This is a genomic window from Acinetobacter sp., assembly GCF_045628685.1.
Classification (GTDB): domain Bacteria; phylum Pseudomonadota; class Gammaproteobacteria; order Pseudomonadales; family Moraxellaceae; genus Acinetobacter.
Window position 1 is genome coordinate 13214 of record NZ_JAZQPV010000133.1, and the last position, 26788, is coordinate 40001.

Sequence of the window (26788 nt, forward strand, 5' to 3'; positions counted from 1 at the left end):
GCGCGTTAGAAAATGAGATGCTTAAGATTCAACTTGTTGAATGACCGTCGCAAGATCTGCCTCAGCATAGCCTTTATTTTGATGGGTTTTCAATTGTGATAGTGCTTGTTTGGCAACAGGAATATTTAAATTGAATTGCTCAGCAAGCTGCACGGCATTATTTAAGTCTTTTGACAGGGTTTGCACTTTCCATTGCACCGGTTCAAAAGTATGGGTTGCCATACGGGGGGTTAAAATCTGGAAAGGTCTCGAGTCGGCAAAACCGCCGGCAAGTGCAGGGGCGAGTAAAGTGGTATCCACGCCTGCTTGAGCGGCTAATGCCACGGCTTCGGCAATTAAAGTGCTGTTGGCTGCCACAATCAGTTGATTACAAATTTTAGTTGCTTGCCCAGTTCCAGTTTCGCCCATACGGGTTACACGTTGGGAAAGTATATTATAAATCAGTGATAAATTCTGGATGGTGTGCTGGTCGCCTCCGGCAAAAATCACCAACGTTCCCAGTTCAGCGCCGGCAGTCCCGCCAGAAACAGGGGAATCAATCCACTGGACTTGGCGAGTTTGGGCCTGCTCTGCCAAAGTCTTGGTTTTATCCACAGATAAACTTGAGAAATCCACAATCACTTGTCCAGCCGATAGCTGGTTCTGAATTTGGTCATAGACCGATTGCACTGCAGCATCATCGGCCAGACAAGTCAAAATAACCGGATATTCTGCAATGTCTTGTAATTTTAAGGCGACTGCACCTATGTCGATGAGTGCATCACAGGCAGATGCTGTGCGGTTCCAGACTGCGACTTCAAAACCGGCTTGAATCAGTCGGGTTGCCATACGGCTGCCCATCAGTCCGATGCCTAAAAATGCAATTTTTGTATTACGATCAAAACTCATATGTTTTTCTCTGAACCAGCCTGTTATCTGGATATTTTACTTATATTGGCGCGGTAAAAACTGAACTTCTGGGTTCTTGTCCTTTTTACGGGCCAATTTACTGTTTTTACCCAACAGTAACTTTAATTGCCAAATTTTCTCTAGGCGTAAAGATTTTGTCGGGGCATGTTCCATCGCATCGAGTATGCGTTTGGCTGCAGTGAGTGCATCCGGGGAGCGCTGCAACATTTCTTCTGCAAGGGCCTGAGCTTTGCTGATTGGCGATACATCCAGATGTGTCACCAGACCAATGTCTTTGGCATAGTTGGCATCGAAAATACGTCCCGTCAAGGTCAACTCTTTGGCCAGGTCAACATTAATAATGCCTTTAATGGATCGGGTCAGTCCCATGTCCGGAACCAGTCCCCAGCGGCTTTCCATAATTGACATTTTGGTGTCTGGATGGGCAATACGAATATCGGTAGCCAGTGCCAATTGCATGCCGGCACCGAGGCAATAACCCTCAATTGCTGCAATGACTGGTACAGGAAGTTCTTGCCAAATCAGAAAAGCTTTCTGAAATAGGCTTTGCCCCGGTTTAATGAGTTCCCAAGCTGCATAAGCGGTATTCTTCGGTGCGTTTAAATCGGCAAGATCAATCCCGGCACTAAACACATGCGCTTCACCGGTTAAAATGACACAACGAATCGAGCGGTCTTTTTTAATTTGATTGGCTGCATTGACCAATTCACGTAACAAAGCAAAGCTCATGGCATTGCGTTTTTCTGGGCGGTTTAAAGAAACGGTTGCGATGCCATTATTTTTTTCAATGTGAAGTAACGCCATGGGGATAGACCTGTAATTTTTTTCCATTGTTTTGAGCATAACACGGGCATTTCTCTGATACATGCCACGATACATGACAGTAGAGTCACATCTAAAGATAGACGCTACTGTCAAAATTTGAATAAGGCCGTTTAAATATGCTGTTTATTTAAGATTTGCTTCGATGCCTGTTCTACTTGTTGAACGATAGAATATAATTCGTCAAAACGTTTTAGGGTTTCTTGAATAAAAGCTTCATCTGCTTTACGCCGTTCTTTACGTAAAGACGAGACAAACTGCTCAAAGCTACCGGTTGCTTCTTGCAGATCAGGCACACCGACATAGCGGGTGGCACCATATAAACGATGTAGTACGTGTTCAAGTTGTGGGAAATCTTCCATTTCAATCAGCTGCTGCATTTCACTCAGTTCTGTAGGGAAGCTGTCGACCAGCATTTGAAGTAAATCGGCTGCCAAATCTTCTTTATTGGCGGCCAGCTGCAGACTTTGTTGCCAGTTTAAAATATTGGGATCAAGGGCATCAAATAGGATGGTTTTATCGACAGTTGTGGTCGTTTTAAAATTTTCTGAAGTCAATTGGGTCAAAATATGAATGATCTGATCCATTTGAATCGGCTTGGTGACGTAATCATCCATCCCTACCTGCAACAATTTGTGTTTCTCATCTGTCAGGGCATGTGCCGTCAAGGCAATAATTGGCAGACGTTTATGGTTCTCTAAAGTCGATTCCAGGGAGCGGATGGCACGCGTTGTATCTACTCCCGACATTACCGGCATCTGGATATCCATAAATATGACATCAAATGCAGGCAGATTTTTTTCCATCCGGTCCTGAATGATTTCCAGTGCTTCCTGACCGCTTAACGCCTTGGTGGTCTTGACATTGAGCTCACCCAACAAGGCTTCTAAAACGATCAGGTTCGGTAAATGATCATCGACAGCGAGGATATGCAGACCTTGGCCGTTAAATTCTTCACGCACATCCTGATCGAAAATTGGCTGATTGCTTAAGAGCTGGATTAAGGCGCTACGGCTCAAGGGTTGATACAGCGGCCGCGCGCGATATTCGTTCAGCATGTTTGGATCAAGCGACATCTGATAACCGTACACCGCAATATTGCCATGGTAACGATTACGAATTTCTTTCAACAAGGCTTCGCCATCACCGCTATGATCGACAATCAGGCAGGTATTTTCATCACTTTCCGAGAACTGATTCAGTTGGCTGAACAGATCCAGAATCGAGCTGGTTTCAACATGATGCACATCATAATTTTCCAGATAATGACGCAGAATATTGGCAGTCGCCGGATGGGCCAAATAAGATACCACCTGCATGTTATTAAAGTGCGGATGAACAATTTCAATTTGGTCATTTACAGCAAACATGGCGCTAAACCAAAACGTGGCACCTTTTTCAGTTGGTGCACGTTCCTGGTTGTCTTCAAAGCCAATTTGACCTTGCATTAAATGTACCAGCTGTTTGGAAATAGCCAAACCGAGTCCTGTGCCGCCAAATTGACGGGTCACCGAAGTATCACCTTGCGAGAAGGATTCAAACAGTTTTTTACGGTCAGTCCCACTGAGACCAATCCCGCTGTCCTGCACGCTAAAGTGCAACAGGCATTGTCCAATATCGTCGTGCTCCATACGGGCACGGACAATGATTTCACCGTCTGGGGTAAATTTAATCGCATTAGAAATCAGGTTGGTGAGAATCTGTTTAAAGCGTAAGGCATCACCAATCACTTGCTTTGGAATATTGTCGGCATAATAAAAAGCCATATCGATATGCTTTTGAGCCGCGAGCGGGGAGAGCATGTCCATGACATCAAAAATGGCTTCTTCCAGGTCAAACGGTGCGGTTTCCAGTTCCAGTTTGCCGGCATCAATTTTTGAAAAATCCAGTACATCATTAATCAGAGCCAAAAGATGAGCAGATGATTTACGAATGGTTTGCAGATACAGGTTTTGCTCGTTACTCAAGTTACCTTGACGCAGCAATAAATGAATAAAGCCATCAATACTGTTCAGTGGGGTACGCAATTCATGGCTGATATTGGCCAGGAACACCGATTTGGACTGGTTGGCGGAAATCGCCTGGTCACGTGCCTGACGATAGGTAATGTTCTGAACTTCTAAAGTATCTAAAGTACGGCGTAAATCATCTTCAGTCTGTTCGGTATGTTCTTTGAGTTCTAAAAAGCTGAAGTGCAGGCGTTTGACTACATTGGCAATATCGCGCTGCAGCAAACGCAATTCGCCAGTACTGTTAATGACCATGTGCTGGTCAAGCGTATCGGCATTTAAGCGTTGCAATTGCATGCGAATTTCGTACATCGGTGCAATCCAGCGACGCGAATAGAAATTCAAACACAATAAAAGCAGCAATAAAGTCAGTAAGCCGGTTGCAATCAGTACAACCATGACTCGATAACGCGCAATTTCAAGCGGTTGATTATCCAGTTCAATGACTAGCCGTGCAGGCGTTTCCGTATGGTCATTAATTTTAAGTGCATAAATATTATTATCATGATACAGAATAGGGCCGACAAAAGCGGCTTTAGAGTTAATCTCTGGCCAAGGCTCCTGATCCTGAAAACCAATACTTAAACGGTTTCTACCTTTTTCATCAATAATGGCTGCACGAATTAAATATTTTTCATTCAGCATGACCTGCATAGCATTGCGTGCCTGATCATACTGCCATGGATAACTGTTTAATAAGTCAATTGCTGCTTCTGAGGTGAGTTGATAACGGGTCACAATGGCAATTGCCATTTGACGTTGTTGTGCACGCGATGCGTTGGAGGTTTCGGATAAAACCAGCAATGCCCCGACACATGCCAAAATCATAATCGGCACAAAAATCAGTGCAATGAGTTGTCCATAAGCATGATTTAAGTGTAGACGTTTAAATAACTTTTTATTGATATTTGACATGATTAAAGCAGTTTATTTTCTATGCTCGGAATATTAGCATGCTTTATTTAAAACTGACTGCGCTTTAAACACTTTCAATAAAAAGCCTGCTAAATGGGTGCAGCGAGGAGCATTTTTTCATACAATAGGTGCACCTCGATATAGGTACAAATAATGAGTAATACCACCCCTGATTTTCAAGCAGACGAATTTTTGTTGGACCACTACGTAGGCAAAACGCCTCTGGTGCGTTTGCAACGTCTAGCAAGTCACACTCAAGCAACAGTATTGGCTAAACTTGAAGGAAACAATCCTGCAGGTTCGGTAAAAGACCGTCCAGCGTATAATATGATTATGCAAGCTGAAAAACGGGGTCAAATCAAACCAGGCGATACGTTAATTGAAGCGACGAGCGGAAATACAGGGATTGCCTTGGCCATGGTTGCCGCGATGCGTGGCTACAAGATGAAACTCATTATGCCTGCAAGTTCAAGTCAGGAACGTAAAGATGCGATGCGCGCTTACGGGGCTGAACTGATTGAATCTTCTAGCATGGAAGAAGCGCGTGATATGGCGCTGCAAATGGAGAAAGAAGGCAAAGGCCTGGTTCTTAACCAGTTTGGTAATCCGGATAATATGGAAGCTCATTATCTGACCACCGGCCCTGAAATCTGGCAACAAACAGGCGGTAAAATCACCCATTTCGTCAGTTCCATGGGGACGACGGGTACGATTATGGGAATTTCCAAATACCTAAAAAAACAAAATCCTGATATCCAAATTATCGGTTTACAACCTTCTGAAGGTTCAAATATTGCAGGTATCCGCCGTTGGCCTGAAGAATATTTGCCCACCATTTTTGATCCTAAGCGCGTTGACCGGATTATGGATATTCCACAAATTGAAGCGGAAAAAATGGCACGTCAATTGGCGCGCAAAGAAGGCATCAGTGCGGGAACTTCATCCGGGGGTGCAGTTTGGGCTTCAATCCAACTGGCGCAAGAAAACCCGGATGCAGTGATTGTATGTATCATCTGTGACCGTGGCGACCGTTACCTTTCTACCGGTTTGTTTTCTGTAGAAGATTCCGAATAAACCTGCAATTTTGTGAGTTAAGATGCGCTTACCTGTTTTAATTTTCGATATAGAAACCCTGACCGATTTAAAATCGGGAGCGCATTTGTATGGTCTGGATTTGCCCGAAGCAGATCTGGAACAGGCGTTGATTAAATTGCGTCGTCAAGAATCCGGCATGGACTTTCAACGCATGGCCTTGCATGAAATTGTATGTATTTCTGGTTTATGGTTTGATGAGCAAGGCGGCATGAAGATGTTCTCGTTTAGCCGGGAACAGAACACTGAAGCGGAAATTTTGAAGAAATTTCTCTCGATTTTTGACAAGCGTCATCCGACTTTGGTTAGCTGGAATGGCTCGCAATTTGATTTGCCGGTGATTCTGTTTCGCGCCATGTATCATGGGTTATCTGCACCAAGTTTATTCGATCAGGGCGAAATTGATCAGCAAAAGCGCTATAATAACTACCAGAATCGTTATCACCATCGTCATGTCGATTTAATGGATGTGATTGCGATGTTTAATGGCCGCCAATTTCAAAAGTTGGATGACGTTGCCCATTTACTCGGTTATCCGGGTAAGCGTGGTGATGGCGCCTATCATGTGCCTGAATATGTACGTCAGCAAGAATGGCAAAAACTCACCAGTTATTGCGAAGGTGACGTGCTCAATACCTGGTTGATTTACCTGCGCTGGTCATTATTAAAAGGTCAGCTTTTACTCAATGATTACCGTGATGCAGTTCAGTGCACCATCCAGTTTTTATCGACTCAACCTCAACATGCAGATTTTCTGGCAGTATGGCGTGAAACCTCACAGCGTACTGAATTTACAGCTGCAGATTTTATCTCTCCCACACTCTAGGTATTCATGAAACATAGAACCAAGCCACGTCCAGCTCAACAGCCGATTTACACTTTTCAGGTTGAGTCACTTTCACACGAAGGACGCGGGATAGCGCACTATGGAACACATCCTGATCACCCAAGTGACAAGCAAGGCAAAAAAGTATTTATCAGTTATGCCTTGCCTGGCGAGACTGTTAAAGCGCAAATTACCAATGTGGTCAAACGTTTAGAAGAAGCGGACAGTATTGAGCTGTTAAGCGCACCTGCTGCAACCCGTGTTGAACCGAAATGTCCACATTTCACCGTGTGTGGCGGTTGTAATATGCAGCACATTCAGCAAGATGAACAAATTCGTTTAAAGCAGGATGTTTTAAAATCGCATTTAGAACATTTTGCCGGTATTCAACCTGAACAATGGTTAGAACCCTTGCGTTCGCAACGTGAAGACTACCGTCGTAAAGCCCGGATTGGCGTACGCTATATTCCACATCAAGACAAACTAGTAGTGGGTTTCCGTGAGCGTCAAAGTAATAAGTTGATTTCTGTTGACCAGTGTATGGTGCTGGATCGTGAATTTGGCTCTATTCATGACTTAAGGCAGTTACTCGAAAGTCTAAAAGCCAAAGCTGCCATTGGTCATGTAGAATTGGCTATGGGTGATGCAGATATTGCACTGGTAGTTCGCCATACTGAAAAATTACCGACAGATGATGTCAACCAATTAAAACAGTTTACGTTAAACAAGCAGTGGCAATTGTATTTGCAGCCGGCGGGTGCAGACAGTTTACATCGGGTGGATGATCCGAACGCGGCGATGCGTTTGCATTATGCACTGGATGAATTTGATGTGAAATTTAGCTTTAATCCGCTTGATTTTACTCAGGTAAATTCTACGATTAATCCGCAAATGCTGAAGCTGGCATGTGATTTGCTTCAGTTACAACAGGGTGAGCGTGTACTGGATTTATTTTGTGGTCTAGGTAATTTTTCTTTACCGCTGGCTCGTTGTGTCGGTGAAACAGGACAAGTCGTGGCTGTTGAAGGCAGTGAGGAAATGGTTCGACGTGGTGCAGAAAATGCTAAAAATAATGCGATGAATCACGTCCATTTTTATTCACAAGATTTAACAAAAGATTTTTCGCATCATTCTTGGGCAAATCAGGGATTTGATGCATTATTGATAGACCCTCCGCGCTCTGGTGCAGAGGAAGTAATGCATTATGTACCCAAATTTGGTGCAAAAAGAATCGTTTATGTGTCATGTAATCCTGCAACCTTGGCACGAGATGCCGGGGTGTTGGTGAGACAGGGCTATCGATTAAAAAAGGCGGGGGTGATGGATATGTTTACTCATACGGGACATGTCGAGTCTATTGCCTTATTCGAAAAAAACAAAGAAATAAACGATTTAGAATATGATAAGTAAAGAGGTAGGAGAAGGGTATGGTCACAGTACGTGAACAACTTCCTGGACGTCTCAATGAGCTGTCCGAGGAAGCGACTGTAGAGCATGCCGAACAAGCTCGACACGATTTGGCAGAATGGCTGGATCGGGTTCGTGGCATATTAGATGACGCAGCGCTTAAACAACTCGAAGAAGTTGCCCATCTAACTTTACATAAAGAGTTACAAACTACGGTTAATCATCGTTCCAATACCTTTTATACCGGTATTGAGATGGCGGATATTTTGGCACATTTACATGTGGATGAAGATACTTTGTCCGCAGCAATGCTGTACCGAAGTGTGCGTGAAGGCGTCATGACGCTTGAAGAAGTTCGTGAACATTTTGGCGAGCAAGTGCATAGTCTGGTCCAAGGGACCTTGGCGATGGGTAAGCTTTCTGAACTGATTGAAAAGAACAAGCGTCTGGAAGATCATTTTAATAACAATCAAAGAGAACATTTAAGCGGCATTTATAAAATGCTGATTTCCGTAACTGAAGATGTTCGCGTGGTTTTGATCAAACTTGCAGAGCGGACTTATGCCTTGCGGGAACTGACCCAGGCATCACGCGAGCGTCAAGAACGGGTTGCGCGAGAAATCCTGACCATTTATTCACCCTTGGCCCACCGTTTAGGGATTGCCCAGCTGAAGTGGGAACTTGAAGATTTAGCCTTTCGTTATTTGGCCCCGGAACGTTATAAGGAAATTGCAACCTTACTGAATGAAAAACGTTTAGAGCGCGAGCAATATATTCAGTTTGTCATTGATAAACTGAAAAATGAACTGGCAAGCTATAATATCGAAGCAGATATTACTGGACGGGTAAAACACATTTATTCGATTTATCGAAAAATGAAAAGTAAAAACCTCAGTTTCGATCAGCTTTATGATATTCGTGCAGTTCGGGTGTTGGTAAAAAGCGTACCTGAGTGTTATCACTCACTCGGGATTGTGCATCAGATTTGGCGTCATATCCCACATCAATTTGATGATTACATTACCAATCCTAAAGCCAATGGTTATCGCTCATTGCATACTGCGGTCATTGCTGAGAACAAGTCGCTTGAAGTGCAAATCCGTACCAAGGATATGCATGAAGAAGCAGAGCTTGGAGTATGTTCGCACTTTAATTATAAGGAAGGCGGAAAAAATACCGATCATTCTTTTAATCATCGTTTACATTCATTGCGTGCAGTACTTGAACATTATCAAGAACGTAATGATTCCAGCGCCCATAAGTCAGATGACGATTCCGAGAGTTTTGAGCAGGTTCAAGATTTCGAAGGCTTTGAAAAAATTTATGTGTTTAGCCGTGATGGGGACATTAAAGAATTACCCCGTGGCTCAACCGTTTTAGACTTTGCCTACCATGTACATACTGAAGTAGGAAATAAGTGTTATGCAGCACGGGTCAACCAGCGTTATGTACCTTTAACCTATGCTTTAAAAACAGGTGAACAGGTTGAAATTTTAACCAAAAAAGATCGTGAGCCAAATCGTGACTGGTTAGTAAACTCACTGGGTTATATCAAGACCTCCCGGGCACGCGATAAATTGCGTCACTGGTTTAGACAGCAAGATCGTAGTAAAAACCTGGAAGTTGGTCGTGAAATTCTGAATAAAGAACTTTCACGTTTGGCAATTCATCCCAAAAGCATTGATTTAAATGATTATTGCAATCACTTTAATGTCAAATTGGGGGAGGATATTCTGATTGGTTTGGTGAATGGCGATATTAGCCTGCATGCCTTGATCAATCAGGTCAATCGTCATATGCACATCGGTCAAGATGAACCTGAACTGGTACTCAAACCGACCTTAAATCCGCGTGCCAGTCACACCCTGTCTGCGCATGGCATTTTAATTGACGGTTTAGATAATGTTGAACTGCATATTGCGCAATGTTGTCAACCGGTGCATGGAGAACCCATTGGGGGTTATATCACGCTGAACCGGGGTGTAAGTATTCATAAAGTTGTATGTCCAGATTATATCCGGATGATTTCTCAAGAACCTGAACGTGCTGTTGAAGCCGATTGGGAAATGCAGCCGACCCGTGGTCAAAGCGTACAGATTGTGGTGGAAGCCTACGATCGTCGTGGTCTGCTGAAAGACTTAACCCAAGTGATTTTTTCAGATCAAATCAATATTCGTCAGGTGAATACCATTTCAGAAACAGACGGTATTGCCAATATGAAGTTGTTGATTGAGGTGAAAGGTCTGGCACAGTTATCACGGTTGTTGGCACGTTTAGAGCAGCAACCGGGAATTATTAGCGCACGTCGCTTGGTTCAAGGTAATTAATTCAAAGCTTTAAATGATTCCTGAAAAACCAGCAACTTGTGTTGCTGGTTTTTTTATACCCCTAATAATGACTGTACGAGTTAGACCTGAAATATATAAATAAATCAAGGTAGTACATTTATGTTATTGAAAGTGTAAAGGATATTTTTTTGTGTAATTTTTATCACAAATGCTATAATCCCGCGAATAAAATGGCTTCCGAGCTAAACAATTTTTAGGGTATGGAATAATTAGGCATGATTCAAATAAATGTATCACAACTGTATAACAGTCATGCCGACGAGACCATTGCTGCCTTAGAACAGATTCCGGCCATGCAGCGCAGACGATTATCCGGAATTGCAAAACTGGCTTTAAATAGCGCGATTCATTCGCTTAATTTAGAGTCAGTGGACTATATTGTCTGGGCATCCCAGTATGGGGATGAACATAAAACCCTGAAAATTCTGGCTGATGTACTGCAAGATCAAACTCCATCCCCGACCCAATTTTCGACCTCCGTGCATAATGCGATTGCAGGGTTGTATTCGATTTTATGTCAGGATGCGACCCCATCGAACAGTCTTGCAGCATCGTGGAGCGAAGCCCTAATAGAAGCGTATGCCTGGTTAAAAACCACACCACAATCCAATGCACGAGTTCTTATCGTCTATTACGATGAAGCTTTGCCAGAAATTTATCAGGAATTTCAGCCCTTCAGTGGTTTTGCCATGTCGGCGGTAATCAGCCTTGAAACGCCAAATTTAAAATTGGATATCAACGCATTAACGCATCATCGCCATAAATATCTAGATGCGCAAAATTTTTATGATTTTTGGCAGCAATCTGAACAGGATCAGGAATACCCTCAGGTTCAGGCATGGCAAAAATGTTAAAACGCGATCAAATTAAACAAAAAGCCAATTATCTGTGGCGTGTGGGCGCAACCGGTTTTAGTTTTGCCAGTTTCGGTTTCGGTGGTATTGCAATTGGTAGCCTGGTTGCACCATTGGTCAATCTGTCGACCCGAAATCCGGGGTTGCGTCAGCAGCGTACCCAAAAAGTGATTAAGCATAGTTTCAAGGGCTTTACCGAAATGATGGTCAAGCTTGGAATTATGAGCTACGACATTGAAGGCCTGGAAAAATTACAGCACAGTAGACAGGAACTGGTCATTGCCAATCACCCCACACTGGTTGATGTGGTGGTGCTGATTGGCCTGATGGAACAGGCCAACTGTGTGGTGAAGCAAGCGCTGTGGTCCAATCTATTTACCAAAGGCCCAGTGCAAAATGCTGGTTATATTTTAAATGCCGGTTCTGAAAAGTTTATTCAGGACTGCGTTATAAAATTAAAGACTGATCAAGCTGCATCGTTACTGATTTTTCCTGAAGGGACACGTACGGCAAAAGGCGAGCTGCTGAATGAATTTCAGCGCGGTGCAGCAAACATTGCGATTCGTGCCCATGTGCCGATTCGTCCAGTACTGATCACCTGTACGCCTTCAACTTTAACCAAAAATGAAAAGTGGTATCACATTCCTGCACGACCATTTCATATTCAAGTGAAGGTACTGGATGCCATTCACATCGATGAGCTTTTAGATGATGTCACGGTTAGCCCGAAAAATGTACGTCATCTGAATCATCAATTACACCAGTTTTTTAACCAAGAGTTATCTGAAAAATGAGCAATCTTGCTGATGAATTAAAGCAAATGATTATTGATGTTCTGGCCCTTGAGGATATCAGCATAGAGGATATTGAAACCGAAGCACCGCTATTTGGCGATGGCTTGGGTTTAGATTCCATTGATGCCTTGGAACTTGGTTTAGCGCTGAAAAAACGTTACAACATTCACTTGAATGCAGAATCGGCGGAGACCAAGCAACATTTCAAATCAATTCAAAGTCTGGTGGCTTTGGTTGAAGCACCGCAAAAGGCGTAAGAGGTTGTATGTTAACTCAGGAACAAGTGCTTGAAAAAATAAGAGAATGGATGGAAGATCTGTTTGAAATTATCCCGGAAGAGGTCCAGCTGGATGCGAATTTAGCCACTGATCTGGATGTCGACAGTATTGATGCGATTGATCTAGTAGTCAAAATTAAAGAATTGACCGGTAAACAGGTCAATCCTGAAGATTTTAAAAGTGTTCGCACGGTTCAGGATGTCGTGGCTGTAATTCAGAACATGTCTGCTGAATGAACCTGCTCTTCAAAGGGATAGTGGTAATCGGCTTGATTCTCTATCCTTTTTTAGTGGGCTATAGTTTGGCGCATGGTCAATATATCTGGGTCAGTAGTCTGCTGATTATCCTGGGACTATTGCGTCTGTTCAGCAAGGGCAATACCTTGCTCTGGCCACTCACCGGATTTGCGATTCTATGTGGCAGCTTGAGCCTGATTTTAAAAGATCATGCTTGGTTGAAACTGTATCCAGTATTCATGAGTGTCGGTGCACTTCTCATTTTTGCCTCTACATTAATTAAACCGCCTTCCATGATTGAGCGTTTTGCCCGTCTGGCAGAACCGGAATTACCTGAAGCAGGGGTGATCTGGACCCGTAAAGTCACCTTGGTGTGGTGCATTTTTTTTGTGCTGAATGCCCTTGTTGCCTTGGCGACCGTCCTGTTTGCTCCAATGCAGATTTGGGTGCTGTATAACGGTTTTATTTCCTATGTACTGATGGGGTTGTTATTGCTGGGCGAATTTATCTTGCGTAAGCGACAGCAGCGCTTAAATCAATTTCAGGAATAAAACGGATTGTTATGTTGTGTCATTTTCAGAGTCATCTTCATTCACTGAAACCACTGTGTATTCAGCCTGATTTAAGCCCAATCCGTTTTCAGGATTTCTGGCAGGATGTGCTACAACAACGCCATGAAATTGAGTCACTTTCACAGGAAAGTTGGGCTTTGTGGGAGTCTGACAGTTACCAGTTTCTAGTGCTGCTATTTGCCGCACTGTTGGCCCAAAAACAGGTGCTTTTACCACCTAATCGGGTCAGTGATTTAGAAAAAGAACTTGCGGAACAGAACATTTATTTCCTGCAGCGCCAATCGGTATCGTTACTACAAAATCAAAATATTGAACTAAATCTGGATGATGCCTTTTTGCATCAGGCGAAAATCTATTTTTACACTTCCGGTTCTACCGGTCAGCCGAAGAAAATTCCGCGTACTTTACGTCAATTGCTCAATGAAGTGCAGGGACTGGATGCCAGTTTTCAATTACCCGAACAGGTGATTGCCATTGCGACAGTCAGTCATCAGCATATTTATGGTTTGCTGTTTAAGTTGCTCTGGCCACTGGCAAGCGGTCGCTGTTTTTATCAAGCACAGTTGGCTTTCCCTGAAGATGTGACCGATATTCAAAAAAAGTTAGCTGCTTTCAAGATGGATAATTATGTGGTTGCGAGTCCTGCCTTGTTAAAACGCTGGACTAACGATGTGTTATTGCAAGACTGCCTCACCGTATATTCATCCGGTGGAAAACTGGAATCCGGTGTACGTCCTTATTTAAACCGACAGATTACCGAAGTGTTTGGCAGCTCCGAAACTGGCGGGATTGCACATCGAAAGCAAGATGACGCATTATGGACTCCATTTGCCAATGTCGACATTCAGGCAGCTGAGCAACAGGAACTGCAAGTTAGAACCAATCATGCTTTTATTGAAGACTGGATTTTCACTGGTGATAAAGTTGAAGTGATTGATGTCGTAAATCTCAAAAGTCCATTTCGTTTGCTGGGACGACTAGATCGTATTGTAAAACTGGAAGAGAAACGCCTCAGTCTGGATGCCATTGAACAGAAAATTATCGAGCTGGATGAAATTGTGCAGTGCCATGTGTTAATTCTGGAACGGGAGCATCGTCAGATTTTAGCCTGTGTTGCGGTCTTGTCCGAGCAGGCCAGACAACAGCTGCAAATCAGCAACAAAGCGCAATATGTAGCAACGATCAAAGCGCAGTTAAAGTCAAAGCTGGAAAGCATCGCCATTCCAAGACAATGGCGATTTTTGACCCAATTACCGCAAAATACCCAATCTAAGCTGAATAAACACTACATGAAATCCTTATTTCAACCTATGTTGTTGCCTATTGTGTTGGAGCAACAGAATGAGCCAGATCAGACACTCTATCGTCTCGAATTTTCTCCCGAACTGGAATGTTTTAAAGGACATTTTCCAGATTATCCAATTTTTCCGGGTGTAGGGCAGATTGGGTTTATTCAGCATTTTGCCCGTCAAACTTGGGCAGAGCTTGAATGGTGTAATGGTTTTGAACAGCTCAAGTTTCAGGACCTGATCCAGCCTTATAGGGTATTACAATTGAAATTGTCGAGAAAAATGCACAAAGTCAGTTTTGTATTAAGTCATGCAGAGCAGCCATTGGCATCTGGCCGCTTGTTGTTTAAAACACAAACTGAACAGGCTTAGAAAAGGGGATGTATATGCAGCATTGTTTTGTGATTCCAGTTTATAACCATCCGCATTATATTGAGGCCCTGATTGAACATTTAGATCAGTTTCAGATGCCCATTATTCTGGTGAATGATGGCAGTGATGCCGCGTGTACAGCACTTTTACATGACATTGCAGCACAATATCCATTGGTGGAGCTGGTTGAGCATAGCCATAATCAGGGCAAAGGTAAGGCAGTGATCAGCGGTTTACGCCATGCACATGCTTTGGGTTTTAGTCATGCATTACAGCTCGATTCTGACGGTCAGCACGACTGGCAGGATGTGGCAAAATTCCTGCAAATATCTCAACACAATCCTGAAGCAATGGTCATCGGCCAGCCGATTTTTGATGAATCGGTTCCGAAAAAACGGCTTTATGGTCGTTATGCTACTCATATCTGGGTGTGGATTAATAGCCTGTCTTTTGAAATTAAAGACAGCATGTGCGGTTTCCGGGTTTATCCACTGGCCAGTACCATTCAGGTACTGGATTCTGCAAAATTTCAGCCGCGTATGGGTTTTGATAGTGAAATTCTGGTCCGTCTGAAATGGGTAGGTGTACTTTTTATGAATGTGCCGACCAAAGTGATTTACCCAGAAAATGGTATTTCGCATTTTAATTTATGGCGTGACAATCTGGGCATGAGTCAGACCCATTTACGTTTATTTGGCGGAATGCTGCTGCGTTTGCCTAAATTGCTGTCACAGAAAGTAAAAGGTTAATTGAGTGGCTGAGCTGAACACAACGCAATGGAATGACATCAAAGAACGGGGTGGGATGTTTTCACTGAATTTGGTGTTGGCTTTCTATCGTTTAGGTGGTCGCTGGCTTTGCCGGGTATTGATGTATTTTATTATTTTGTGGTTCTGGATTTTTTCGGTCACTGCACGTCAGGCCTCACAACTCTATTTAACCCGGTTGCACCATTTTGCAGGACCAAATTCACCCTTCAAAACCACGCCTAGTTTGAGCCATAGCTATCTGCATTTAATGCAGTTTGGCGAATGTATTCTGGATAAGATTGAAGGCTGGCTAGGTAAAATTCCGGAGCAGCAACTGGTTTTGCATGGACATGAGCATTTCCGCGCGCATTATCAAAAAGGCGCGGTGATTGTGGTGTCGCATTTTGGCAATATTGAGTTGCTAAGGGCGGTCAAGTCGGAACATCCACAAAAAATTAATGTCTTGGTCTATCAAAAGCACGCCACCAAATTTAACCAGTTTCTAAAAAAACTGAATGATCATGCCGATGTCAATCTGGTTTCGGTGGATGAACTAGGTATTGAAACTGCAATGATCCTACAAGAAAAACTTGATCAAGGTGAATGGATTATTGTTGCGGCGGATCGCGTTCCGGTGCAATCGGATCGGGTACAGTCAGTTTCATTTTTGGGTGAAGAAGCGAACTGGCCGCAAGGAGCCTGGATTTTAGCCAGCTTGCTGAAAGTGCCGGTGCTTGCAGTGTTTTGTTATCGCGCTGGAAATAGTTTTGAAGTGCATATTCATCCGATTGCAGAGCAACTAAATTTTCCGCGTAAAAACCGCATGCAAACTATTCAAAATACTACACGTCAATATGTCAGCTTACTTGAACAGCACTGTATTCGTGCGCCATATCAATGGTTTAATTTCTATAATTTCTGGAACAAAGATTAATGCAAGTGTTAATAGTTGGGGAAACACCACTTTCGATTGAAGATGTGGTGGCTGTTGCACGTCAGGAAAAATCCGTGGCTTTGCCTGCATCTTCTGAATGGCGTGAATTGATTCAACGCGGTGCCGATTTTCTGGATCAGCTGTTGCAGGATGAAGGCGTGATTTATGGCGTGACCACAGGCTATGGCGATTCCTGTCTGGTGGAAATTCCAGCGCATCAGGTCAATGAACTGCCTTTACATTTATCCCGTTTTCATGGCTGTGGGCTAGGTCAAAATCTGGATTTAATTACCGCTCGTGCGGTGCTGGTGACACGTTTATGTTCACTGGCACGTGGTTATTCTGGTGTTTCGCATACCTTGCTTGAACGTCTGGTGTGGATGCTGAATGAAAATGTGATTCCGGTGATTCCATCGGAAGGTTCAGTCGGTGCCAGTGGTGATTTAACTCCCTTGTCCTATATCGCAGGTGCTTTGGTCGGTGAGCGTGATGTTTACCATCAGGGACAAATTGTTGCGGTCAGTCGTGTCTATGGTGAAAAAGACATGCAGGCTTTGGTGTTACGTCCTAAAGAGGGACTGGCGCTAATGAATGGCACAGCGGTGATGACCGCAATTGCCTGCTTAAACTATAAAAAAGCCGAACAGATTAGTTTGGCCAGCACCTGTATTACAGCCCTCAACGTTCTGGCATTGGAAGGCAATCCGAGCCATTTTGATGAAGTGCTGTTTGCACAAAAACCGCATCCGGGCCAGCAAAACATTGCCGCGCAATTGCGTAATTGGCTAAATAGTGAAGTACAAACTGAACATCAAAGTTCACGTTTGCAAGACCGATATTCGCTACGCTGCGCACCGCATATTATTGGCGTATTTGAAGACTCTAAGCCATGGTTACGTCAGTTTATTGAAAATGAACTGAACTCCAGTAATGACAATCCACTGATTGATCCGGTGAATTTACGCGTGTTGCATGGTGGCCATTTCTATGGCGGGCATATTGCCCAAGCCATGGACAGCCTGAAAATCATGATCGCCAATATTGCCGATTTAATGGACCGCCAATTGGCGCAACTGGTCGACTATAAAATGAATAATGGTTTGCCACGTAACTTGACTGGTGCAACTGATGATCGTTTACCGCTGAATCATGGTTTTAAAGCCGTACAGATTGGCGTGTCGGCATGGACGGCAGAAGCCTTGAAACAAACCCTTTCAGCTTCGATTTTCTCGCGCTCGACTGAATGTCATAACCAAGACAAGGTTAGTATGGGCACCATTGCTGCGCGTGATGCCAGCCGTGTAATTGTACTGACCGAACAGGTGATTGCTGCACTGTGTTGTGCCAGTGTTCAAGCCATTCACTTAAAAGATTTAGATGGCAAACTGGCTGAAGTGTTGGCTGCATTTAAGGTCTGGGTGTTGCAAACATTTGATTACGTAGTAGAAGATCGACCATTGCAACACGAGTTGCAGCAGCTGGTGGATCGTTTCGAAAATCTGGAATTATTAAGCAGTGAACTTGTTCGCTAAACCTGATGGGATACAGACTATGCATGTCGATGTGATGATTGAAGTGCCATTTCATGATGTGGATACCATGGACGTGGTCTGGCATGGGCATTATCTAAAGTATTTTGAAATTGCACGCTGCAAGTTGCTGGATCAGTTTCAGTATAACTATATTCAGATGCGTGACTCTGGCTATGCATGGCCTGTGATTGAAAGCCACGTGCGTTATGCACATGGCATCCTGTTTCAACAGAAAATTCGGGTACGTGCCATTTTAAAAGAATGGGAAAATCGCCTGAAAATTGAGTATCAAATTTTTGATGCGGAAACTGGAAAAAGACTCACCAAAGGCTATACCACTCAAGTGGCGGTACATATTGAAAGCCGTGAAATGTGTTTCCAGTCACCGCAAATTTTATTGCAGCGTTTAAACGCTTGGTCTGAGTTTAAGTCGGAGTAAAGCAGATGACATTGATCAATCTACAACGTGCAGCATGGCTGTTATTCGCAGGCATGCTATCTCTTATCATGTTGCTGTGGCAACCGGTGCATGCGCAAAATCCGCAGCTCAGACAAATCTTTGGACAGCTTTCCGCGACTCCTACCGTGCGTGCCAATTTTGAACAGCAAAAAAAATTGGCTTCAATGAATAAAACCTTTGTTTCCAAAGGCATGGTACTATTTTCCAAATCACAAGGGGTGATCTGGAAAATTCAAACCCCAGTCAAAGCCGACCTGATTGTGACCCCGCGTAAACTGGTGCAAAAAACCCAGCGTACCTATAGTCAGATTGAAATTGATAAATCACCTTATGGTTCGGTTGCAACCATGTTCTTGCAGCTGATGTCGGGAAATGAAGCTGCGATATCCAAAAACTTCAATCTTGTTTCCGCAAGTTATAGCCCAGCACAATGGAATGTGGCTTTAACGCCGAAAAGTAGTTTATTTAAAAAATTATTTGTCCGTGTCGATGCACAAGGACAGCGTTATGTCGATCGTATTGTGCTGCAGGAAAAAGGCAACAACAGCACCACCATTCGCTTTAGCCAGCAAACTACTCAACCCCAAATTTTAACGGCTGAGGAAAATGCACTTTTCCAACTGGCAAAATAAATTTACGGCGCTGTGGCTGATTGTGCTCAGCGTGATCGCCATCGCGCTGGGTACGGCTTGGCTGAAAAAAGATATTCACATTCAAACCAATATTTTTGCATTATTGCCTGAAGCGAACCAAGACCCAAGGCTGGAACGGGCGCAGCAATATGTCAGTCAGCAATTGAATGGCAAAGTGTTTGTGGTACTGAATGCCAAAGATGAGGCAGCTCTAACAAAAGCTACCACAACCTTTAAACAAAGTGTGGCAGAAAGCGATTTATGGCAGCCCTTAAATGCACAGCTAGACAGTGACAAGTTTGCTCAGGTGTTATATCAACATCGTGCCGGCTTGTTGACCCCTGATGATCAAAAGCTGCTGGAACAACAAGATTATGCCTCCCTGACAGATCAAGGTTTATTGCAAATCATGAGTCCGGGGATGCCTGTGACGGCAGAGCTATTACAAAAAGATCCGCTGCTGTTGTTCCCGCGTTATGCCATGGGCTTATCCAGTTTACAGAGCAATGCTGATATTACTTTGGAAGATGGCTTTGCCACCATTCGAGATGATCAAGGTATTTCACGTTTATTGGTTTTAGAGCTGAAAAACAGTCCTTACAATATTGATTATCAGCAAAAAACTGCCGCCTGGATTGACCAGCTCGATTCACAATTACGTCATATGAAGGTTCAACCCCATTGGACCGGCACCTTGCTGTTTGCCCAATTTGGCACGACCTCAGCTGAAAAGGAAATCTCCACCATTGGCCTAGGTTCGACGTTGGGAATTTTCCTTTTAGTGCTGTTTGGTTTCCGCTCGGTTCGTCCGATGCTGACTGAAATGATTGCTGTGGGTACTGGTTGCTTGGTGGCATTTGCCATCACCCATTGGGTGTTTGGTGAAATTCACCTGATGACTTTGGTGTTTGGTGCCAGTCTGGTTGGGGTCTGCGTCGATTTCTCGTTTTACTTTATGGCCATGCAATCGCAGCATCGACAGATCAACGGTTTTGCCGTATTAAAGCCGTTATTGCCAAGCCTATTTATGGGGCTGATGACCACATTGGTCGCCTATATTTTCTTAAGTTTTACCCCATTTCCGGGCTTTAAACAGATCGCAGTATTTTCGATGGTTGGTCTGGCTGCGGCCTGGATTACCAGTGTTTTATTATTACCACGCTTACCGGCCTTAAATGCCGAACCTGCTATTCGCAGCTTAAGTTTTATTAGTAAAGCACGCAGCTTTGTTCAAGCCAAAAACGGTCTGCGTTACGGCTTAATTGCGGTGATTGCCGTGGTCGCTGGCGGCAATTTAATGTTGCTGCAAAGCAATGATGATATTCGCAACTTACAAAGTATGGATCAAAAACTGAAGCAGGAAGATCAGTACGTACGCGACCGTTTTATGCAGCAACAAAGCAGTGAATATTTTGTGGTACATGGCAATACTGCAGCAGAGCTTGAACAAAACGAACAGCAATTGCTGCAAAAACTGCAAATCTTACAACGTGAAGGGGCTTTAGATACCGTTCAGGCTTTAGGACAGTGGTTGCCATCTGAAGCGCAACAACAGCACAATATCCAGTTATTGCAGGCGATTCCAGCCAGTGTCTTGCAGGACTATGCAGCAGCATTGCAGCTGAATCCGGCAGAGGTGTTAGCTTGGCAAAAGCAACTCGCACAGCAACCCTTACTTAGTCCTGCTGAAATGGCCCAGCATCCTTTGGCCTTTTTGCAAATGAGCCCAACCGAGCGTCTGGTGCTGTTGCAAAATGTCCATAATGTTGCCGCTTTAGAACAACTGAATAGTCCGCAGGTACAAGTGTTACGTCCCGTGAACCAGTTGTCTGAACTGTTTCAGCAGCACCGTATTCAGGCGCAGTGGTTATTGCTTTCGGCTTTAATTACCTTGGCTATTGGCTTGGGCATTATTTATGGGATCAAGTCAGTTTTGCCTTTGGTGCTACCGGTGAGTCTGGCGTTGATGACCACCTTTGCAATTCAGGCGTGGCTGGGTATTGAAATCAATTTATTCAGCATTATGGGCACTTTCCTGATTATCGGGATTGGGGTGGACTATGCCATTTTCTACCGGCATGGCCATGACCATCCGCAAGTGGTGGGCATGGCCTTATTCCTATGTATGATGTCGACCTTGCTGGGTTTCGGGTTATTATCGTTTAGCCATACCTACGCGATTCACTGCTTTGGCTTGACGGTTTTACTTGGGGTGATTTTTTCATTTATTTACGCAACATTGTTTACATCTTCCGATGCCAAGCATGTTGTGCTTCAACAATATCAGTCAAAGAACTGAGAGATTAAGGTACAGTGCAATGAGCACCATGCAACACACAGATGTATTGATTATCGGCGCGGGACCATCAGGCAGTTCGGCAGCAGCGTTGCTGCGCCAAAAAGGTTATCAGGTCACGATAATCGAAAAACAATATTTTCCGCGCTTTTCGATTGGTGAATCGTTGTTGCCACAATCCATGGTTTTTTTAGAAGAAGCAGGGCTGCTGGATACGGTACGTGAGCATGTTGGCGAATTTGCCTTTCAGTTTAAAAATGGCGCGGCATTCCTAAGAGGTAAGCAACGCAGTTTTTATGACTTTACCCAGAAGTTTAGCGAAGGTCCAGGTACCACCTGGCAGGTTCGCCGTGCCAATTTTGACCATTTATTGGCGCAACAAGCTGAAAAACAGGGCGCAGAAATTCGCTTTGGCCATGAAGTTATTGATGTTGATGTTGCCCCTGAACATCCGATTCTAACCGTGAAAGATGAACGGCAAAATATTTATCAAATTCAGGCTAAATTTTTACTTGATGCTAGCGGTTTTGGCCGGATCCTGCCGAAGTTATTAGACCTGGAAAGTCCCTCCAACTTTCCGATACGTCGTGCCATATTTACCCATATTGAAGATGGCATTTTAGATGATCCCGACTTTGACCGTGAAAAAGTCCTGATTACCGTGCACGCTAAAGACCATCGCGCTTGGTATTGGGTGATTCCATTTGCCGACGGCCGTTCATCTTTTGGTGTGGTTGCAGAGCAAGATTTCTTTGCACAATATGGCTTTGATGGCAGCGCTGAATATGATCTGGAAGCCTTGTTTAAACGGATTCTGGCCGATGACGAAAGCCTGTCACAAGTATTACGCAATGCCAAATTTGATACGCCAGTCCGAACTCTAGTGGGTTATTCTGCCAATGTGAAACATTTGGCGGACCGTAATTATGCGCTCTTGGGCAATGCTGGTGAATTCCTCGACCCGGTATTTTCATCAGGTGTAACCATTGCCTTAAAATCTTCAAGCCTCGCGATTCCTTTGGTGGATCAGGTGCTGCAAGGGCAACAGGTCAACTGGATGGAGCAATACGAGAAACCGCTACGTGCTGGCATTCAGGTGTTCCGTGCCTATGTGGAATCCTGGTATAGCGGTGAATTTCAGGATATGGTGTTTTCAACCCAGCAAGACGAAAAAATTCGCAGTATGGTGTCATCACTGCTGGCCGGTTATGCCTGGGATACCAGCAATCCGATTCATAAAAATGCCAAAAAACGCTTAAGCACCTTGGCTGAATATTGCCGCGATCCACAGCAAACTGAAACCCTAAGCAATGGTGGCTAATATGCAACTGAAATGGACTGCAATGTTACTCGCTGGAATCCTGCTCTGTGGTGGCTGCCAATCGATGCTGCCGAAAGCACAAGGCTTGGCGACTACCACTTGGGCTGCACAGAATTATCAGCGTCAGGATCAGTTAGAAGTTCAATGGAAAGAGCAGAGTTTTAGTTTTCTACTGTATCAGCAACAGCAAGGTTCCAAGCTGGAGATGTTGGCTTTAACCCTGACTGGACAGCAATTATTCAAGCTCAGTTTTGATGGCCATAAAGTGCATGTCGAACAGCGGATCGAGCAAATGAGGCTGTTGCCATTTGAGTTTGTGGTGCGCGATATTTTATATGCAACTTATCCGAATTTTGCCCAGTTGCAGCAGCAGAATGTTCGCTTTGAAAAATCTGCTCAGGCACAGTCGGTTTTTATCAACCAGCAGCATGTATTAAACATCAAACATGAAAATGATGTGATTGAGTTGGATAACCTGCAAGTGCCGTATCAAATGGTCATTAGTCGCATCAATGATGGCTTGGAAAATACTGATGTGAAAAGCACGGAATAAGAGGCAATGATGATGGGTGATCAAATCAGTACACAACATCCTGCAGTTGGGATTCAGTTCAGCGTGGGGTTGTCGGCATTGGGAAATACCGCTGAACAGATCAAACAGGCGCTGACCACACCGCAAAATACCTTGAGCCTGGTTTCACGATTTATCCCGGAAAAACAGGTTTGGGTCGGTGCCTATCCACAGCCCTTAATTGAAACTATTCCAGCATTTTTACAAGATGTTGATTCGCGTAATCTACGTTTTGCCTTAACTGCTTTAAGTTCGATAGAAAGCGAAATCCGTGACTATACTACGCAATTTGATCGCAAGCGTTTGGCGATTATTCTGGGTACTTCGACCTCTGGTATTGCAGACAATGAAAAAGTCCTGAAACAATATTTTGTCAATCAGGCTGAGGTTGAAGTCCAACATTACAAGCAGGAAATGGGCAGTCTGGCCAAAGGCTTGCAAATGTATTTGGGGTGGGAAGGTCCTGCATATACCATTTCCACTGCCTGTTCTTCGAGTGCCAAAGCCATGGCGGCAGGACAGCGTTTGATTAATGCTGATCTAGCCGATGCTGTTCTGGTGGGTGGTGTCGATACTTTATGTCAGCTGACCTTAAATGGATTTAATAGCCTGGAAAGCCTGTCCAGCGATCTGTGTCAGCCCTGTGGTGCACAGCGTGACGGGATTAATATTGGTGAAGCAGCAGGCCTGTTTTTATTGTCCAAAGAGACCGCACCTGTCATGTTAATGGCAGCGGGTGAATCCATGGATGCCTGGCATATTTCCGCACCACATCCGGAAGGAAAAGGGGCTGCCAAGGCTATGCAAAAAGCGTTGGATATGGCCGGAATCAAGGCAGGTGATATTGGTTACTTAAATATGCATGGCACAGCGACTCACCAAAATGATGCCATGGAAATTAAAGCCATTCAGACAGTATTCCAGCAATATGATGTGTTTATTAGCAGTACCAAACATAAAACAGGACATTGCCTAGGCGCAGCAGGCGCGATTGAAGCGGTGATTTGCCAGCAAATTTTAGCAGATCAGTCATGGTTGCCCCTACACCAATCGGGTAGCATTGACCCAAAACTGGATGAGCAAAATTATGTACTGGATGCACAGTTGCAACAGCCGATCCAGTATGTGATGAGTAATTCATTTGCTTTTGGTGGCAGTAATATCAGTTTGATTTTTGGAACAACACTGAAATGATGGATGCAGTACAGTTTATCCCGCATGAAAAGCCGATGGTCTTTGTGGATCATTTGATTGAAGCCAATGAAAATTTTGCGATTGCGGAATTGGTGATTCGACCAGAACTGATGTTTTGTGAAGCCGAAGGTTTACCGACTTGGACCAGTATTGAACTGATGGCGCAGACCATTAGTGCCTATGCAGGGCATAAAGGGAAAATGTCAGGCTTACCGCCAAAAATTGGTTTTTTATTGGGTACCCGAAAAATGCAGTTGCCTGTGCCTTATTTTGCTTTAGGGGAAACCGTACGGATTAAAGCGGAACAGGGCTATTTGCATGAGGGCTTGGGGCAGTTTAACTGTGAAATTGAGTATCGGGAACATCGTTTTAGTGCCATGTTGAGTGTATTTGAACCGCCAGAAATTGAAGAAAATATTGGGAAGTTAGAGTGAGTAGAAGAATTTTAGTAACAGGCTCAAGCCGTGGAATTGGTAAAGCCATTGCCTTGCAATTGGCACAGTCAGGTTTCGATGTCACTGTACATGCACGATCCAGACAACAAGAAGCAGAACAGGTGGTACAGGAAATTCAGGCTTTGGGACAATCCAGCCATGCGCTTTTATTTGATGTGAATGACCGCGAAAATGTCATGCAATTACTTGAGCAGGATGCTGCAGAACATGGCGCATTTTATGGTGTCGTGCTGAATGCAGGTCTAACCCGTGATGCAGCCTTTCCTGCATTAACCGACAATGACTGGGATGAAGTCATCTCTACATCTCTGGATGGTTTTTACAATGTATTGAAACCTTTAGTGATGCCGATGATTCGCCTGAAACAAGGTGGACGCATTGTGACTATGTCTTCTGTGTCAGGTTTAATGGGCAATCGTGGTCAGGTCAATTACAGTGCAGCCAAAGCCGGTTTAATTGGTGCGACTAAAGCTTTGGCGCTGGAACTGGCGAAACGAAAAATTACCGTGAACTGCGTAGCACCCGGTTTAATTGAAACCGAAATGGTGACTGAAGAAGTAAAAGAACATGCTTTGAAGATGATTCCACTACAACGCATGGGACAGGTCGATGAAGTGGCGAAAGTGGTGAAATTTTTATGCAGTGATGATGCCAGTTATATCACCCGACAGGTGATTTCAGTCAATGGGGGATTGATTTGATGAAACGTGTTGTGGTCACGGGCATGACAGGAATCACTTCTTTAGGTGAAACTGCGGATCAGATTTTCACTCAGTTTGAACAAGGTAAAAGCGGTATTCGCTATATGCCAGAATGGGAAGTCTACACTGACTTACGCAGCAAACTCGGCGGCCCAGTCAAGTCTTTTACCATTCCCAAGCATTTTAACCGTAAAGTGACACGCGGCATGGGACGAGTAGCTCTAATGTCGACGGTTTGTGCTGAAAAAGCCCTTGAAGATGCAGCCCTGTTAAATGATCCGATCTTGAATAGTGGTCAAGCCGGTGTGGCATTTGGTTCATCGGCCGGTAGTATCGATGCGATTAGCGAATTTGGCAGCATGTTGCTTGATAACAACATGAACAGAATGAATGCGACTACCTATATCCGCATGATGTCGCATACCAGTGCGGTGAACATGACCGTGTATTTTGGTTTAAAAGGTTTAACTTTACCGACTTCCAGTGCCTGTACTTCGGGTTCAATGGCCATTGGTCAGGCTTATGAAGCGATTAAGTACGGCAAGCAAACCGTGATGCTGGCAGGGGGAGCCGAGGAATTAAGTGCTGCAGGTTCAGCGGTGTTTGATGTATTGCTGGCCACCAGCGGTCAAAATGAACATCCGGAAAAAACACCGCGTCCATTCGATGCAAAACGTGATGGCCTGGTGGTGGGTGAAGGCGCAGGCTGTTTAATTTTAGAAGAATATGAATATGCCAAAGCCCGTGGTGCCAAAATTTATGCAGAAGTCATCGGCTATGGCAGCAATACCGATGGACAGCATGTCACGCGTCCAGATCCTGAAATGATGGGGCGCTGTATGGAGCTGGCATTGGCGGATGCACAACTGCAGGCAGACCAAATTGATTATGTGAATGCACATGGCACATCGACCGATCAGGGTGATATTGCAGAAACTCAGGCAACCGCAAGAATTTTGGGCAAGAAACCGATCAGCTCGCTGAAAAGTTATTTCGGGCATACTTTGGGTGCATGTGGCGCGGTAGAAGCGTGGCTGAGTATTGAAATGATGCAGCGTAACCAGTTTGTTCCCACTTTAAATTTAGAAGAAATAGATCCGGCATGTGGCGATCTGGATTACATCGTAAATGATTCTAGAAAGATCAATGCCGACATCATCATGAGCAATAATTTTGCATTTGGAGGAATTAATACCTCTCTTATTTTTAAACGGGTTTAA

Annotated in this window: 24 protein-coding genes and 1 pseudogene; 22 read left to right on the forward strand and 3 right to left on the reverse strand. The window is 44.2% G+C overall.

Translation table 11 applies throughout. The annotated features are described in order from the left end of the window. Positions 1–21: 21 nt before the first annotated feature. The 3 genes from ACKI4H_RS17440 to ACKI4H_RS17450 form a co-directional block, all read right to left on the reverse strand. Entirely contained in the window at positions 22–888 is an 867-nt protein-coding gene (locus ACKI4H_RS17440; RefSeq protein WP_407307989.1) for an NAD(P)-dependent oxidoreductase, read from the reverse strand. 36 nt (positions 889–924) lie between these two features. Then, a complete protein-coding gene (locus ACKI4H_RS17445; protein WP_407307991.1) occupies positions 925–1713 on the reverse strand; it encodes a crotonase/enoyl-CoA hydratase family protein in 789 nt (262 codons plus the stop codon). A 131-nt stretch (positions 1714–1844) separates the two neighbouring features. After that, positions 1845–4655: a response regulator gene (locus tag ACKI4H_RS17450; RefSeq protein WP_407307994.1), complete on the reverse strand. Its 2811-nt coding sequence runs from the start codon at positions 4653–4655 to the stop codon at positions 1845–1847. A 153-nt stretch (positions 4656–4808) separates the two neighbouring features. Here ACKI4H_RS17450 and cysM point away from each other — a divergent pair, with 153 nt between their 5' ends. From cysM to ACKI4H_RS17560, 22 genes and pseudogenes are all read left to right on the forward strand, one after another. Continuing rightward, complete coding sequence (gene cysM, locus ACKI4H_RS17455; protein ID WP_407307996.1) at positions 4809–5729, forward strand: cysteine synthase CysM; 921 nt, start codon at positions 4809–4811, stop codon at positions 5727–5729. 22 nt (positions 5730–5751) lie between these two features. Then, on the forward strand, positions 5752–6573 hold the full coding sequence (locus tag ACKI4H_RS17460) for a 3'-5' exonuclease (protein WP_407307998.1): 822 nt from the start codon (positions 5752–5754) through the stop codon (positions 6571–6573). Between the two features lie 6 nt (positions 6574–6579). Next, on the forward strand, positions 6580–7983 hold the full coding sequence (gene rlmD / locus ACKI4H_RS17465) for a 23S rRNA (uracil(1939)-C(5))-methyltransferase RlmD (RefSeq protein WP_407308000.1): 1404 nt from the start codon (positions 6580–6582) through the stop codon (positions 7981–7983). 17 nt (positions 7984–8000) lie between these two features. After that, the gene (locus ACKI4H_RS17470; RefSeq protein ID WP_407308003.1) at positions 8001–10307 is read left to right on the forward strand and encodes a RelA/SpoT family protein; all 2307 of its coding nucleotides are present in this window, start codon (positions 8001–8003) and stop codon (positions 10305–10307) included. Positions 10308–10543: 236 nt separating this feature from the next. Further along, entirely contained in the window at positions 10544–11182 is a 639-nt protein-coding gene (locus tag ACKI4H_RS17475) for a beta-ketoacyl synthase chain length factor (protein ID WP_407308005.1), read from the forward strand. Continuing rightward, positions 11176–11989 (forward strand): annotated as a pseudogene (locus ACKI4H_RS17480) (lysophospholipid acyltransferase family protein). The gene ACKI4H_RS17475 and the pseudogene ACKI4H_RS17480 overlap by 7 nt, the downstream one beginning before the upstream one ends. Further along, positions 11973–12233 carry a phosphopantetheine-binding protein gene (locus tag ACKI4H_RS17485; RefSeq protein ID WP_407308007.1) on the forward strand — a complete coding sequence of 87 codons (261 nt, stop codon included), beginning with the start codon at positions 11973–11975 and terminating at the stop codon, positions 12231–12233. Before ACKI4H_RS17480 ends, ACKI4H_RS17485 begins: the two are co-directional and overlap by 17 nt. Positions 12234–12241: 8 nt before the next feature. Beyond that, on the forward strand, positions 12242–12490 hold the full coding sequence (locus ACKI4H_RS17490; RefSeq protein WP_407308009.1) for an acyl carrier protein: 249 nt from the start codon (positions 12242–12244) through the stop codon (positions 12488–12490). Continuing rightward, entirely contained in the window at positions 12487–13041 is a 555-nt protein-coding gene (locus tag ACKI4H_RS17495; RefSeq protein WP_407308012.1) for a septation protein IspZ, read from the forward strand. The genes ACKI4H_RS17490 and ACKI4H_RS17495 overlap by 4 nt, the downstream gene beginning before the upstream one ends. A gap of 11 nt (positions 13042–13052) precedes the next feature. Continuing rightward, a complete protein-coding gene (locus ACKI4H_RS17500) occupies positions 13053–14723 on the forward strand; it encodes an AMP-binding protein (protein WP_407308014.1) in 1671 nt (556 codons plus the stop codon). An 8-nt stretch (positions 14724–14731) separates the two neighbouring features. Next, the gene (locus ACKI4H_RS17505; RefSeq protein ID WP_407308016.1) at positions 14732–15472 is read left to right on the forward strand and encodes a glycosyltransferase family 2 protein; all 741 of its coding nucleotides are present in this window, start codon (positions 14732–14734) and stop codon (positions 15470–15472) included. Positions 15473–15527: 55 nt separating this feature from the next. Further along, positions 15528–16406 (forward strand): acyltransferase, encoded by an 879-nt coding sequence (locus tag ACKI4H_RS17510; RefSeq protein WP_407308137.1) that lies wholly within the window; start codon positions 15528–15530, stop codon positions 16404–16406. Beyond that, positions 16406–17938, forward strand: coding sequence for a histidine ammonia-lyase (hutH, locus tag ACKI4H_RS17515; RefSeq protein WP_407308018.1), 1533 nt, complete (start codon positions 16406–16408; stop codon positions 17936–17938). The genes ACKI4H_RS17510 and hutH overlap by 1 nt, the downstream gene beginning before the upstream one ends. A 19-nt stretch (positions 17939–17957) precedes the next feature. After that, positions 17958–18377 (forward strand): acyl-CoA thioesterase, encoded by a 420-nt coding sequence (locus ACKI4H_RS17520; protein ID WP_407308139.1) that lies wholly within the window; start codon positions 17958–17960, stop codon positions 18375–18377. 53 nt (positions 18378–18430) lie between these two features. Beyond that, positions 18431–19030: a LolA family protein gene (locus ACKI4H_RS17525; RefSeq protein ID WP_407308141.1), complete on the forward strand. Its 600-nt coding sequence runs from the start codon at positions 18431–18433 to the stop codon at positions 19028–19030. Next, the gene (locus ACKI4H_RS17530; protein WP_407308020.1) at positions 19005–21329 is read left to right on the forward strand and encodes an MMPL family transporter; all 2325 of its coding nucleotides are present in this window, start codon (positions 19005–19007) and stop codon (positions 21327–21329) included. The genes ACKI4H_RS17525 and ACKI4H_RS17530 overlap by 26 nt, the downstream gene beginning before the upstream one ends. 19 nt (positions 21330–21348) lie before the next feature. Next, entirely contained in the window at positions 21349–22647 is a 1299-nt protein-coding gene (locus tag ACKI4H_RS17535) for an NAD(P)/FAD-dependent oxidoreductase (protein WP_407308023.1), read from the forward strand. A gap of 1 nt (position 22648) precedes the next feature. Continuing rightward, positions 22649–23200, forward strand: a complete 552-nt coding sequence (locus ACKI4H_RS17540; protein WP_407308025.1) for a DUF3261 domain-containing protein — start codon at positions 22649–22651, stop codon at positions 23198–23200. Positions 23201–23212: 12 nt separating this feature from the next. Then, positions 23213–24412: a beta-ketoacyl-[acyl-carrier-protein] synthase family protein gene (locus ACKI4H_RS17545; protein ID WP_407308143.1), complete on the forward strand. Its 1200-nt coding sequence runs from the start codon at positions 23213–23215 to the stop codon at positions 24410–24412. After that, the gene (locus ACKI4H_RS17550) at positions 24409–24846 is read left to right on the forward strand and encodes a 3-hydroxylacyl-ACP dehydratase (protein ID WP_407308027.1); all 438 of its coding nucleotides are present in this window, start codon (positions 24409–24411) and stop codon (positions 24844–24846) included. The genes ACKI4H_RS17545 and ACKI4H_RS17550 overlap by 4 nt, the downstream gene beginning before the upstream one ends. Next, positions 24843–25568, forward strand: coding sequence for a 3-ketoacyl-ACP reductase FabG2 (locus ACKI4H_RS17555; RefSeq protein ID WP_407308029.1), 726 nt, complete (start codon positions 24843–24845; stop codon positions 25566–25568). The genes ACKI4H_RS17550 and ACKI4H_RS17555 overlap by 4 nt, the downstream gene beginning before the upstream one ends. Continuing rightward, positions 25568–26788, forward strand: coding sequence for a beta-ketoacyl-ACP synthase (locus tag ACKI4H_RS17560; protein WP_407308032.1), 1221 nt, complete (start codon positions 25568–25570; stop codon positions 26786–26788). The genes ACKI4H_RS17555 and ACKI4H_RS17560 overlap by 1 nt, the downstream gene beginning before the upstream one ends.

What these genes read in the sequence shown, in the direction of transcription:
- cysM (WP_407307996.1), top strand. Translation starts at nt 4,809, where the DNA reads ATGAGTAATACCACCCCTGATTTTCAAGCAGACGAATTTTTGTTGGAC.
- ACKI4H_RS17450 (WP_407307994.1), bottom strand. Translation starts at nt 4,655, where the DNA reads ATGTCAAATATCAATAAAAAGTTATTTAAACGTCTACACTTAAATCAT.
- ACKI4H_RS17490 (WP_407308009.1), top strand. Translation starts at nt 12,242, where the DNA reads ATGTTAACTCAGGAACAAGTGCTTGAAAAAATAAGAGAATGGATGGAA.
- ACKI4H_RS17535 (WP_407308023.1), top strand. Translation starts at nt 21,349, where the DNA reads ATGAGCACCATGCAACACACAGATGTATTGATTATCGGCGCGGGACCA.
- ACKI4H_RS17505 (WP_407308016.1), top strand. Translation starts at nt 14,732, where the DNA reads ATGTATATGCAGCATTGTTTTGTGATTCCAGTTTATAACCATCCGCAT.
- hutH (WP_407308018.1), top strand. Translation starts at nt 16,406, where the DNA reads ATGCAAGTGTTAATAGTTGGGGAAACACCACTTTCGATTGAAGATGTG.
- ACKI4H_RS17475 (WP_407308005.1), top strand. Translation starts at nt 10,544, where the DNA reads ATGATTCAAATAAATGTATCACAACTGTATAACAGTCATGCCGACGAG.
- ACKI4H_RS17460 (WP_407307998.1), top strand. Translation starts at nt 5,752, where the DNA reads ATGCGCTTACCTGTTTTAATTTTCGATATAGAAACCCTGACCGATTTA.
- ACKI4H_RS17470 (WP_407308003.1), top strand. Translation starts at nt 8,001, where the DNA reads ATGGTCACAGTACGTGAACAACTTCCTGGACGTCTCAATGAGCTGTCC.
- ACKI4H_RS17485 (WP_407308007.1), top strand. Translation starts at nt 11,973, where the DNA reads ATGAGCAATCTTGCTGATGAATTAAAGCAAATGATTATTGATGTTCTG.
- ACKI4H_RS17495 (WP_407308012.1), top strand. Translation starts at nt 12,487, where the DNA reads ATGAACCTGCTCTTCAAAGGGATAGTGGTAATCGGCTTGATTCTCTAT.
- rlmD (WP_407308000.1), top strand. Translation starts at nt 6,580, where the DNA reads ATGAAACATAGAACCAAGCCACGTCCAGCTCAACAGCCGATTTACACT.
- ACKI4H_RS17500 (WP_407308014.1), top strand. Translation starts at nt 13,053, where the DNA reads ATGTTGTGTCATTTTCAGAGTCATCTTCATTCACTGAAACCACTGTGT.
- ACKI4H_RS17545 (WP_407308143.1), top strand. Translation starts at nt 23,213, where the DNA reads ATGGGTGATCAAATCAGTACACAACATCCTGCAGTTGGGATTCAGTTC.
- ACKI4H_RS17445 (WP_407307991.1), bottom strand. Translation starts at nt 1,713, where the DNA reads ATGGCGTTACTTCACATTGAAAAAAATAATGGCATCGCAACCGTTTCT.
- ACKI4H_RS17550 (WP_407308027.1), top strand. Translation starts at nt 24,409, where the DNA reads ATGATGGATGCAGTACAGTTTATCCCGCATGAAAAGCCGATGGTCTTT.
- ACKI4H_RS17560 (WP_407308032.1), top strand. Translation starts at nt 25,568, where the DNA reads ATGAAACGTGTTGTGGTCACGGGCATGACAGGAATCACTTCTTTAGGT.
- ACKI4H_RS17530 (WP_407308020.1), top strand. Translation starts at nt 19,005, where the DNA reads ATGCACTTTTCCAACTGGCAAAATAAATTTACGGCGCTGTGGCTGATT.
- ACKI4H_RS17440 (WP_407307989.1), bottom strand. Translation starts at nt 888, where the DNA reads ATGAGTTTTGATCGTAATACAAAAATTGCATTTTTAGGCATCGGACTG.
- ACKI4H_RS17525 (WP_407308141.1), top strand. Translation starts at nt 18,431, where the DNA reads ATGCTATCTCTTATCATGTTGCTGTGGCAACCGGTGCATGCGCAAAAT.
- ACKI4H_RS17510 (WP_407308137.1), top strand. Translation starts at nt 15,528, where the DNA reads ATGTTTTCACTGAATTTGGTGTTGGCTTTCTATCGTTTAGGTGGTCGC.
- ACKI4H_RS17520 (WP_407308139.1), top strand. Translation starts at nt 17,958, where the DNA reads ATGCATGTCGATGTGATGATTGAAGTGCCATTTCATGATGTGGATACC.
- ACKI4H_RS17540 (WP_407308025.1), top strand. Translation starts at nt 22,649, where the DNA reads ATGCAACTGAAATGGACTGCAATGTTACTCGCTGGAATCCTGCTCTGT.